This window comes from Streptomyces sp. NPDC048277 (assembly GCF_040652235.1).
Lineage (GTDB): Bacteria > Actinomycetota > Actinomycetes > Streptomycetales > Streptomycetaceae > Streptomyces.
On record NZ_JBEZLQ010000014.1, the window covers coordinates 279961 to 291126 of the forward strand.

Sequence of the window (11166 nt, forward strand, 5' to 3'; positions counted from 1 at the left end):
AGTGGACACGATTGCCAGCCTGTTCAGCTTCATCACGACACCCGTTTCATGGGTCATCGTCCAGTTCCACTCGGTGTACGGGAAGATCTTCGGTCCCGACACCGGCTGGGCCTGGGGCTTGTCCATCGTGTCCCTGGTGATCCTGATCCGCATCTGCCTGATCCCGCTCTTCGTGAAGCAGATCAAGGCGACCCGGGCCATGCAGACGCTGCAGCCCGAGATGAAGAAGATCCAGGAGCGCTACAAGAACGACAAGCAGCGCCAGTCCGAAGAGATGATGAAGCTGTACAAGGAGTCGGGCACCAACCCGCTCTCCTCGTGCCTTCCCATCCTGGCGCAGTCCCCGTTCTTCTTCGCCCTGTACCACGTGCTCAACGGCATCGCGACGGGCACGACGATCGGTGTCATCAACGAGTCGCTGCTCGCCAGCGCCCGTAAGGCCCACATCTTCGGGGCTCCGCTCGCCGCGAAGTTCACGGACGGCTCGTCGAAGGTGGAGGCGCTCGGTGCCTCCCTCACCGACGTCCGGGTGGTCACCGCGATCATGATCGTCCTGATGTCGGCGTCGCAGTTCTACACGCAGCGCCAGCTGATGACGAAGAACGTCGACACCACGGTGAAGACGCCGTTCATGCAGCAGCAGAAGATGCTGATGTACGTCTTCCCGGTCATGTTCGCCGTCTTCGGCATCAACTTCCCGGTCGGTGTCCTCGTCTACTGGCTGACCACCAACGTGTGGACCATGGGCCAGCAGATGTACGTCATCCGCAACAACCCGACCCCGGGTTCCAAGGCCCAGGCCGCCTACCTGGAGCGCCTCACCAAGCACGTCACGGACCACGGCAAGACCCGTCGCCGGAGCGAGAAGACCATCGTCAAGGCGATCGTCGCCAAGGGCCGTGACCGCAACGAGTTCGAGCGCAAGTTCATCAACGCGCTGAACAAGGCCGGCCTCGCGGCCCAGACCGACGGCACCGTGGTGAAGAGCGAGGCCCAGGCCGTCGCACAGACGACCGAGGACGGCGTCACGACGACCACCGGCGCCGCCAAGCGGCAGCAGCCCAAGCGCCAGACCAAGTCCCAGCGGCAGTCGGGCGGCCCGAAGGCGGCCGGCGACGCCACGTCGGACTCCTCGGACTCCTCGGATTCTTCGGAGCCGGAGAAGACGACCTCGCTGGAGAAGTCCGACGAGCCGCAGGACGCCAAGCCGAACGCCGCACAGACGCCGAAGGGCGGCTCCAACGGCCGTAGCAGGGCCCAGTCCGGCCAGCGCAAGGGCGGTCCGCAGCGCCCCAAGTCCCCGTCCAAGAAGTAAGAAGGAGCCCATCCCGTGACGGAAGGCACCACCTCCGCCGCTGCCGAGGGTGCAGACACCCTGACCCGCCTGGAGCAGGAGGGCGAGATCGCGGCGGACTACCTCGAAGGTCTGCTGGACATCGCCGATCTCGACGGCGACATCGACATGGACGTCGAGGCCGACCGGGCCTCCGTGTCGATCATCAGCGACACGGGCGGTCGCGACCTGCAGAAGCTGGTCGGCCGCGACGGCGAGGTGCTGGAGGCGCTCCAGGAGCTGACCCGCCTGGCCGTGCACCGGGAGACCGGTGATCGAAGCCGTCTGATGCTCGACATCGCGGGCTACCGGGCCAAGAAGCGGGCCGAGCTCTCCGAGCTGGGCGCCAAGGCCGCGGCTGAGGTGAAGAGCACCGGCGAGCCCGTCAAGCTCAAGCCGATGACCCCGTTCGAGCGCAAGGTCGTGCACGACGCGGTCAAGTCGGCCGGACTGCGCAGCGAGTCGGAGGGCGAGGAGCCGCAGCGGTTCGTCGTCGTGCTGCCGGCCTGATCGGTCCCCGCATATCCCCGGCCCCGTCTGTTGAGCAGGCGGGGCCGAACTTTGTCAGCCTGGTAGTTCTGGTGGCCGACGCGCGGAGCGTCGGCGCTGTACGGAAGGACGGTCCCCGTGACGGAGGCTGCGGAGCTCCCCCCGGCGCCCGAGCAGGCGCGGGAAGTGTTCGGTGAGCGCTACGCCGATGCGGTCCGCTACGCGGAGCTGCTCGCCGAGGCAGGCGTTCAGCGTGGTCTGATCGGCCCACGGGAAGTGCCACGCCTGTGGGAGCGGCACCTGCTGAACTGCGCGGTGCTCTCGGAGGCCGTCCCCGAAGGGGTGACGGTGTGCGATGTGGGCTCCGGTGCGGGCCTGCCGGGCATCCCCCTGGCTCTCGTGCGGGACGACCTCAACATCACCCTGCTGGAGCCCCTGCTGAGGCGCACCAACTTCCTCACCGAGGTCGTCGAACTGCTGGGCCTGGACCATGTGACCGTCGTACGTGGCCGCGCCGAGGAGGTCATGGGCAAGCTGCCTCCGGTGCATGTGGTGACGGCCCGTGCCGTGGCGCCCCTGGACCGGCTGGCCGCCTGGGGCATTCCGCTGCTGCGTCCCTACGGCGAGATGCTCGCCCTCAAGGGGGACACGGCGGAGGAGGAGCTGAAGGCCGCGGCCACCGCCCTGACCAAGCTCGGTGCGGTCTCCACGTCGATCCTGCATGTGGGTGAGGGGGTGGTGGATCCGCTGTCCACCGTCGTGCGGGTGGAGGTCGGGGAGAGCCCGGGTGGTGTGCGCTTCGCGGCCAAGCGGGCCAAGGCGGCTCGTACGGGGAGGGCACGTAGGCGCCGCTGATCCGTCCTGCGGACGAGACGTACTCCACACAAGCTGCCAAACCTACGCATGACGGAGTGTCGCGGCTTTTCGGTACCGCTCGCTGTGCATCGTGTTTCACGTGAAACGTCGCTCACTGCTGCACGGCATCATCGGTCGAACCCGCGCCGCGGCCGAACCACGCGACCGAAAATCTCTCGGAGCCCTCGGAGAGGGGGCCTCTGGTGACACTCCGTCCCCCTTGAGGGGCACGGAGTTGTCCACAGAGGTGGATTTCTCCACAGAACAACAGGCCTCACTGGTTCATGACCCCGAAGACATGGGAGGCTCTGTTCATTGCGAGCCTGAAGTCGAGGAGAGTGAATCCTTGCGGTCCGACGCCAACATCGCGGGACCGATGACCGATCCGGTCCCCGGTCCCCGTACCGAGTCGATGGGGGTGGATGTTTCACGTGAAACACCGCCTCCGATGGACGACACTCCCATCGGTCGTGCTGCCCAACTCGCGGTGGAGGCTCTGGGCCGCGCCGGTGAAGGCCTGCCGCGTCCGGAGCAGACCAGAGTCATCGTGGTCGCCAACCAGAAGGGCGGCGTCGGCAAAACGACCACCACGGTCAACCTTGCCGCATCGCTGGCCCTGCACGGCGGCCGTGTCCTGGTGATCGACCTCGACCCTCAGGGCAATGCGTCCACAGCGCTGGGGATCGACCATCACGCCGAAGTTCCGTCCATCTACGACGTGTTGGTCGAGAGCAAGCCGCTGGCCGAGGTTGTCCAGCCGGTGGTGGATGTCGAAGGTCTTTTCTGCGCCCCCGCCACGATCGATCTCGCCGGTGCGGAGATCGAGTTGGTGTCCCTGGTGGCACGGGAGAGCCGGCTTCAGCGGGCGATCCAGGCGTATGAGCAGCCGCTGGACTACATCCTCATCGACTGCCCGCCCTCGCTCGGCCTGCTGACCGTCAACGCCTTGGTCGCGGGTGCCGAAGTGCTCATCCCGATTCAATGCGAGTACTACGCACTGGAGGGCCTCGGCCAGCTGCTGCGTAACGTCGACCTGGTGCGGGGGCACCTCAACCCCGACCTGCATGTGTCGACCATCCTGCTCACCATGTACGACGGCCGGACGCGTCTCGCCTCCCAGGTCGCGGACGAGGTGCGCAGCCACTTCGGCGAGGAGGTGCTGCGGACGAGCATTCCCCGCTCGGTCCGTATCTCCGAGGCACCGAGCTACGGGCAGACGGTACTGACCTACGATCCTGGATCGAGCGGTGCCCTCTCCTACCTTGAGGCGGCCCGAGAAATCGCGCTGAGGGGTGTCGGTGTCAGCTACGACCCGACGCAGGCCCATATCGGCGCCCAGACGAATCCGAGCATGGTGGAGGGGATGCAGTGAGCGACCGACGGAGGATTGGCCTGGGCCGTGGTCTTGGCGCACTGATCCCTGCTGCCCCGACGGAGCGCACCCCGGCTCAGACCGCTGTGGAGGAGCCGGTCGCGGTAGCACCCGCAGGGGTCCCGGCGCTGACCGACCGCGGGGTTGCGGCGGCCAAGGTGGCCATGCTGCCGCCCGTTTCGCAGGAGACCGAGGAGCCGTCGGTGTTCGGCGGAGGCGTGGAGACACCCGCTCCTCCCATGGGTGCCCACTTCGCGGAGATCCCTCTCGACGACATCACCCCCAACCCGCGTCAGCCGCGTGAGGTCTTCGACGAGGACGCGCTGCAAGAGCTGGTCACCTCCATCCAGGAGGTCGGCCTTCTCCAGCCCGTCGTCGTCCGGCAGTTGGGCCCCGCGCGCTACGAGCTCATCATGGGTGAGCGGCGCTGGCGTGCCTGCCGCGAGGCGGGCCTGGAGGCGATCCCGGCGATCGTCCGGGCGACCGACGACGAGAAGCTCCTTCTGGACGCGCTGCTGGAGAACCTGCACCGCGCCCAGCTGAACCCGCTGGAAGAGGCAGCCGCCTACGACCAGTTGCTGAAGGACTTCAACTGCACGCACGACCAGCTGGCCGACCGTATCGGGCGCTCCCGCCCGCAGGTCTCCAACACCCTGCGGCTGCTGAAGCTCTCGCCGGCGGTCCAGCGCCGGGTCGCCGCCGGAGTCCTGTCGGCCGGGCATGCCCGGGCCCTGCTCTCCGTCGACGACTCGGAGGAGCAGGACCGACTGGCCCACCGGATCGTGGCCGAGGGCCTGTCGGTGCGGGCCGTCGAGGAGATCGTGACCCTCATGGGCTCACGCCCCCAGACGGCGACGCGTTCCAAGGGACCGCGGGCCGGTGCTCGGGTCTCCCCGGCGCTGACCGACCTCGCGACCCGGCTCTCGGACCGCTTCGAGACCCGGGTGAAGGTCGACCTGGGCCAGAAGAAGGGCAAGATCACCGTCGAGTTCGCCTCGATGGAGGACCTTGAGCGGATCCTCGGCTCGCTTGCCCCGGGCGAGGGGCCGGTTCTCCATCAGGGACTCCATGACGGCGACTCCATGGACTCCGAGGAGTCCGAGGACTGACCAGCACCGGGTGCTTCCGCCCGGTCCGTGTCCCGTCGCTCAGAGAGCGGATCGCGTCCGGTAGGTACCGGAACACGATCCGCTCTTTGCATTCAGGCGGTGTCGATGGAATCGCTGTGTGGATACGATGCGACAGGTATGGCGCATCCACCTGACAGCTGGCAGCACCTCTGAGTGGGAGGCGGGGGCCATGCGATCGATGAGCCGCACCGGACTGGTGAGCGCGGTCCTGGGCCTGGGCGCGGTCGGCGGGTTCGTCGGCAGCCTGCTCAGGGAGCGCAGCGCTCTGGCAGCCGCTCGCGACGCCGCGGGCGAAGGAAGCGAGGAACAGCCTTCATGGGGCGCCGGCTCGTACCTCTCACGCTGGACAACCTCCAGGACCTTCCCAAGCGCTGTCGCTCGTGTGTCTTCTGGGAACTGGACCCCGTCAGCGGCGAAGCAGCGGTAAGGGCGGGGACACCCGCACTGGAGAAGGAAGCCTGGATCTCCGCCGTCCTGCTCGACTGGGGATCGTGCGGCCGTGTGGTGTACGTGGACGACGTACCGGTCGGCTTTGTGCTCTACGCTCCGCCCGCCTACGTCCCGCGCTCCACGGCGTTTCCCACGAGCCCGGTCTCGCCGGACGCCGTGCAGCTCATCACCGGCTTCATCATGCCCGGCTATCAGGGGCAGGGACTTGGACGCGTGATGGTCCAGACGGTCGCCAAGGATCTGCTGCGGCGGGGCTTCAAGGCGATCGAGGCGTTCGGCGACGCCCGCTACAAGGAGCCGGCCTGTCTGCTGCCCGCCGACCATCTGCTCGCCGTGGGCTTCAAGACGGTCCGGCAGCACCCCACGAACCCCCGGCTGCGGCTGGAGCTGCGGACAACGCTCTCCTGGAAGGAAGACGTGGAGCTGGCGCTCGACCGGCTCCTGGGGGCCGTACAGAAGGAGCCGGTGCTGCGGCCGCTGTGAGCGGTGTTTCGGCAGTGGTCTCTCAAAGCGAATGGGCCAACCCCAAGGGGTTGGCCCATTCGTGTTTCACGTGAAACATCACTCGGCGATGAAGTCCTCGAGGTCGCGGACGAGCGCGGCCTTCGGCTTGGCGCCGACGATGGTCTTGGCGACCTCGCCACCCTGGTACACGTTCAGGGTCGGGATCGACATGACGCCGTACTTGGCGGCCGTCGCCGGGTTCTCGTCGATGTTCAGCTTGACGATCTCGATCTTCTCGCCGTGCTCGGCGGCGATCGCCTCGAGGGACGGGGCGATCTGGCGGCACGGGCCACACCACGCGGCCCAGAAGTCCACCAGGACGGGCTTGTCGCTCTTGAGGACGACCTCTTCGAAGTCGGCGTCGGTCACATGCTTCAGGGTGCCGGCCACGGCGGGCTCCTTTACTTGATGGTGCGGTGGGACGGAAGGGAGATGGTCAGACGGAGGTCTTCTCGGGCTCGGCCTTCTCCTCGTCCGCGAGGGCGGAGAGGAAGCGCTCGGCGTCGAGAGCTGCGGAGCAGCCGGTACCGGCCGCGGTGATCGCCTGGCGGTAGGTGTGGTCCACGACGTCACCGGCGGCGAACACACCCGTCAGGTTGGTGCGCGTCGAGGGCGAGGCGACCTTCAGGTAGCCCTCTTCGTCGAGGTCCAGCTGGCCCTTGAAGAGCTCGGTGCGCGGGTCGTGGCCGATCGCGATGAACAGGCCGGTCACCGGCAGGTCGGAGAGCTCGCCGGTCTTGACGTTGCGCAGCTTCAGACCGGCCAGCTTCTGCTCGCCCTGGACCTCGGCGATCTCGCTGTCCCAGGCGAACTTGATCTTCGGGTCGGCGAAGGCCCGCTCCTGCATCGCCTTCGAGGCGCGCAGGGTGTTCCGGCGGTGGACGATCGTCACGGACTTGGCGAACCGCGAGAGGAAGGTGGCCTCCTCCATCGCGGTGTCACCGCCGCCGATCACGGCGATGTCCTGGTCCTTGAAGAAGAACCCGTCACAGGTGGCGCACCAGGAGACACCGCGGCCGGAGAGCGCGTCCTCGTTCGGCAGGCCGAGCTTGCGGTGCTGGGAGCCCGTGGTGACGATGACGGCCTTCGCCTTGTGGACCGTGCCGGCGGTGTCCGTGACCGTCTTGATCTCACCGGCCAGGTCGACGGAGACGATATCGTCCGGAACGAGCTCGGCACCGAAGCGCTCGGCCTGCGCCCGCATGTTGTCCATGAGGTCGGGGCCCATGATGCCGTCGCGGAAGCCCGGGAAGTTCTCCACCTCGGTGGTGTTCATCAGCGCACCGCCCGCGGTGACGGCGCCCTCGAACACGAGGGGCTTCAGCGACGCGCGCGCGGTGTAGAGCGCCGCCGTGTAGCCGGCGGGCCCGGAGCCGATGATGATCACGTTACGGACGTCGCTCACGGCTTGATTCCTCGTCTCTGGTCTACGTCATTTCGACCGGTGGGAGTTTCTCTCGAAAGCTCCCACCCCACCCAACGGATCCTACGGGGCGCGCATTCCCGGTGTGTCCGGGCACACGGGCATCCCACACCGTACGGATTTCCACACCAGGACAAGACGATGCGTTCCAGGCTCAGCGGCTGTGCCGGGGGAGCTCAGGGGTGTGCCAGGGACTCCGTCAGCAGAACCTTGCCGGGGGAGGCGGACTGCTGGCTGACGCATGAGGCGTCGACGACGAAGGCCGTCACCCGGGTGCTGTCGGAGTCATCGGGCAGCACGACGAGGTAGGCGTCCTTCCCCTCGTATGTCCCCTGCTTCGAGCCGAGGACGGTGCCGGTCTGGCTGATGCCGTTGCGGACACACACCGGCACCGACTCCGGGGGCAGGCTCAGGGTGCTCGGACTTGCCGTTGAGCTGGGCCCGATGGACTGTCCCTCGATATGGAAATGAGGCTTCGAAGAGCCCCGAGGGATGCTCTTCTTCGTGCCGAGGATGTCCTTCACCTGGCTCGGGAGGGTGCTCTTGGAGAAGGTCCCGGCTGAGGTGGACGGATTTCCCTGAGCTGTCGTCGATCCATTGCCGCCGAGCGACTGGAGGAAGAAGGAGCCGGCGCCCAGGACGGCGGCGGTGAAGACGGTACCGAGGACGACGGTCCGGCGACGTCGGCCGCGGCCGCGGTCACGGCGACCGGGACCGGTGGCGGCGTTCGGCCGCCCGGAGGGGCGGTCCCCCGGGAACGAGATCTCACGGGGCGATGTTTCACGTGAAACATGCGCCTCGGGTGTAGCAGCACTCAGGAGAGCCTCTGCGGCAAGGGCGGCATCGATCCGGCCCGCGACATCGGCCGGCATCCGTGGCGGTCCCGGCAGGGTGCCCAGCAGACCCCGGATCTCCTCCAGCGAGGTATGGACGTCCGCGCAGAGCTCGCACTCGTCCAGGTGCCGGCGTACCTCCGCGGTACGGGCAGGTGGGAGCAGGCCTTCGGTGAGGTCGGAGATCTCCGCGACGTCCGGGTGCCCGGTCGTGTCTGTCGTGGAAGTCACGCTCGCCCACCTCCGCCCTTCACTGCGGCTGAATCACTCGGCCCGGTGTTCTGCGGGCCTCCGTCCTGGGGCCCCGCTGCCGGTGGGACGGATGTCCCCTCCGCCCGGTTCCGTGCCGGGTCCGGGTCATTCTCGTCGCCGGTGCTTTCCGGCCGTAGATGGGTGACCAGCGGCAGGAGTCTGGCTCTGCCGCGAGCGCAGCGGCTCTTCACCGTCCCTGTGGGCACATCGAGGATCCGGGCCGCTTCGGCGACCGGATAGCCCTGCATGTCGACCAGGACGAGGGCGGCGCGCTGGTCGCGCGGCAGTGTGCCGAGGGCTTCGAGGAGCTGGCGGTGCAGATCGTTCCGCTCGGCCGGAGCGGAGGCCGATTCATGCGGCTCCAGCAGTTGCTCCAGCCGCTCGGTGTCGTCGACGGGGGCGGTCTTCCGGGAGGCCGCCTTACGGGCCCGGTCGAGGCAGGCGTTCACCGTGATCCGGTGCAGCCAGGTGGTGACGGCCGATTGGCCCCGGAAGGTGTGGGCGGCCCGGTAGGCGGACACCAGGGCGTCCTGGACGGCGTCAGCGGCCTCCTCGCGGTCCCCCAGGGTCCGCAGGGCGACCGCCCAGAGCCGGTCCCGGTGCCGCCGGACGATCTCACCGAAGGCCTCGGGGTCGCCTTCCACATGGCGGGCGAGCAGATCCTGATCGCTCACTCCGTCGTATCCGGCGCCTTCCGCCATCTGCCCCCTCCGCCTTCGGTGCTTCCGGTGAGACGTCAGCCGGTGAACTTCACTTCGGTGATGGCCTGCTTGTAGCCGGCTCCCGAGTACGCGGCGGGGTCCGCACCCGAATTGGGCACGGCGGTCATCCATACGAGCACGTACTGGCTCTTCACCTTCTTGGTGACCTTCACCGCGGCGGTGTTCCCGGTGGTGGTGACGCTGCCGATCTTCGTCATCGAGCTGAGCGAGCCCGGTGTCAGCGAGTCGGCGGCGTACAGGTCGATCGTCGTGTGATCGCCAGCGTAGCGAAGGGAGATGGTTCCCGTGGCGAGTTCCTTGGCAGAGCCGAGGTCGTAGACGATGCCCACACCCGGCTTGTACGGCGCCAGCTCCGGGCCCGCTACGAAGGTGTTGGTCCTCCAGTACGTCGAGGTGCTTCCGTCGTACGTCTTCTTGACGTCGTTCGGATGCTGGGCGTCGCCCTTGGCCACGTACTCCTGGGCGTCCTGGATCTTTATCGCAGCGGCGGGCGTGGGGCTGGCGCTGTTCTTGTCGCCGTCGTCCGTCGTCTGGGTGTTGTTGGTGTCGTCGGACTTGTCGCCCTGGTCCATCAGGGCCTCGGCGAGCTGCCAGCTGCCCAGCCCCAGGGCGGCGATCAGGAGGGCGGAGACGGCCCACTTGAGCGCCCTGCCGGTACGGCTCTGGAGCGGCGGTGGCGGGGTCTGGATGGGCTGCGTCACGCCGGGAGGCGCGGGGCGTCCGTAGGTGCCCTGCTGGTAGGTCGTGCGCTGGTACTCGGGCGGTGCCGTGAACGCCGGCTCCGGCGGGCGGATGCGCGGCATCTCGCCGATCGCCTTCACCAGCTCCTCGGGCGTCGTGCACGCGGATTCATGGCGCGAGGCGGTGGCACCGTTGTTGACGAGGGCCCGCATGGCGAGCTCGGACAGACCGCGGTGGACACCGGCGCGCACCTGGTCGGGTGCGATCAGTCCGACGTCCTTGGGCAGCCCGGCCAGACCGTAGGCATCGCTTTCGTACGGCCAGCGCTGGGTCAGCGCCGCGTACAGCAGGGCGCCGATGGCCTCGGTGTCGGCGCGCTGCGGGGTGTCGGAACTGATGCCGCGCAGCGCCGCGTTCACCGCGAGCCCGCGGATGCGCCACTGGCCGCTGGACGTGCGCAGCACGGCGTTCGGGTTGAGACGGAGATGGGCCAGACCCTCGCGGTGCGCGGCCGCCATGGCCGAGGCGATCTGACTGACCATCTGGTACGCGTCGTGCGGCTCCAGCGGGCCGGCCGCGAGCAGCGCGGTCAGCTCGGTGGCGTCGGGCAGCCACTCGTGCACGACGTAGACGAGGTCGTTCTCCTCGACGGCGTCCAGGACCTGCACGAACCGCGGGTCGCCGAGCAGCGCGGCGGAGCGGGCGGCAGCCAGCACCGCACGGGTGCGCGCATGGTCGGCGGGGAGGATGTGGACGCCGACGGCACGCCGGAGTTTCTCATCGACCGCGCGCCAACTGCTGAATCCGTCCAGACGGGTGACGCACTCCTCGAGGCGATACCGTCTGGCGAGTTTGTGACCGCTGTGCAGTTCGGGAGGTGAGGTCTTCTTTCCGGGGTCCGCGGCTGTGCCGGTCCCCTGTGCCTCGTCGCTGTCCGTGTCCCGCTCCGGGTTCTGTGCCACCCCGTCGGCCGTGGACTGCCCCGCCTTGGCGGTCAGCGGCTTGTCACCGCTGTTGTCTGCCACGTCGACGGCAGCCGTGCTCCGTTCCGCCACCGTCGTTCCCTGCCTCCCCATCCGTTGCACGCTGTCCGACGCCGAATCCAATTGTGCCCACAGTCCC

General features: G+C 68.1%; 11 protein-coding genes. 6 read left to right on the forward strand and 5 right to left on the reverse strand.

The window, feature by feature from the left end; genetic code table 11:
• Position 1 precedes the first annotated feature (1 nt).
• The 6 genes from yidC to AB0D85_RS29485 all read left to right on the forward strand — a co-directional run bounded on the left by yidC (position 2) and on the right by AB0D85_RS29485 (position 6112).
• Positions 2–1315 (forward strand): membrane protein insertase YidC, encoded by a 1314-nt coding sequence (gene yidC / locus AB0D85_RS29460; protein ID WP_362326562.1) that lies wholly within the window; start codon positions 2–4, stop codon positions 1313–1315.
• A gap of 15 nt (positions 1316–1330) precedes the next feature.
• Positions 1331–1843: a R3H domain-containing nucleic acid-binding protein gene (locus AB0D85_RS29465; RefSeq protein WP_362326565.1), complete on the forward strand. Its 513-nt coding sequence runs from the start codon at positions 1331–1333 to the stop codon at positions 1841–1843.
• A 117-nt stretch (positions 1844–1960) separates the two neighbouring features.
• On the forward strand, positions 1961–2677 hold the full coding sequence (gene rsmG / locus AB0D85_RS29470) for a 16S rRNA (guanine(527)-N(7))-methyltransferase RsmG (RefSeq protein ID WP_362326568.1): 717 nt from the start codon (positions 1961–1963) through the stop codon (positions 2675–2677).
• A gap of 298 nt (positions 2678–2975) precedes the next feature.
• Positions 2976–4049 carry a ParA family protein gene (locus AB0D85_RS29475; protein ID WP_362326720.1) on the forward strand — a complete coding sequence of 358 codons (1074 nt, stop codon included), beginning with the start codon at positions 2976–2978 and terminating at the stop codon, positions 4047–4049.
• Positions 4046–5158 (forward strand): ParB/RepB/Spo0J family partition protein, encoded by a 1113-nt coding sequence (locus tag AB0D85_RS29480; RefSeq protein ID WP_362326571.1) that lies wholly within the window; start codon positions 4046–4048, stop codon positions 5156–5158. The genes AB0D85_RS29475 and AB0D85_RS29480 overlap by 4 nt, the downstream gene beginning before the upstream one ends.
• A 336-nt stretch (positions 5159–5494) precedes the next feature.
• Positions 5495–6112, forward strand: a complete 618-nt coding sequence (locus AB0D85_RS29485) for a GNAT family N-acetyltransferase (protein WP_362326574.1) — start codon at positions 5495–5497, stop codon at positions 6110–6112.
• 78 nt (positions 6113–6190) lie between these two features.
• Here the strand turns inward: AB0D85_RS29485 and trxA are convergent, their stop codons facing one another.
• From trxA to AB0D85_RS29510, 5 genes are all read right to left on the reverse strand, one after another.
• Positions 6191–6523, reverse strand: coding sequence for a thioredoxin (gene trxA / locus AB0D85_RS29490; protein ID WP_362326577.1), 333 nt, complete (start codon positions 6521–6523; stop codon positions 6191–6193).
• A gap of 46 nt (positions 6524–6569) precedes the next feature.
• A complete protein-coding gene (gene trxB / locus AB0D85_RS29495) occupies positions 6570–7538 on the reverse strand; it encodes a thioredoxin-disulfide reductase (RefSeq protein ID WP_362326580.1) in 969 nt (322 codons plus the stop codon).
• 194 nt (positions 7539–7732) lie between these two features.
• Positions 7733–8620, reverse strand: coding sequence for a hypothetical protein (locus AB0D85_RS29500; RefSeq protein WP_362326583.1), 888 nt, complete (start codon positions 8618–8620; stop codon positions 7733–7735).
• Positions 8617–9342 carry an RNA polymerase sigma factor SigM gene (sigM, locus tag AB0D85_RS29505; protein ID WP_362326586.1) on the reverse strand — a complete coding sequence of 242 codons (726 nt, stop codon included), beginning with the start codon at positions 9340–9342 and terminating at the stop codon, positions 8617–8619. The genes AB0D85_RS29500 and sigM overlap by 4 nt, the downstream gene beginning before the upstream one ends.
• A 35-nt stretch (positions 9343–9377) precedes the next feature.
• Entirely contained in the window at positions 9378–11099 is a 1722-nt protein-coding gene (locus AB0D85_RS29510) for a protein kinase family protein (RefSeq protein WP_362326723.1), read from the reverse strand.
• Positions 11100–11166: the final 67 nt, after the last annotated feature.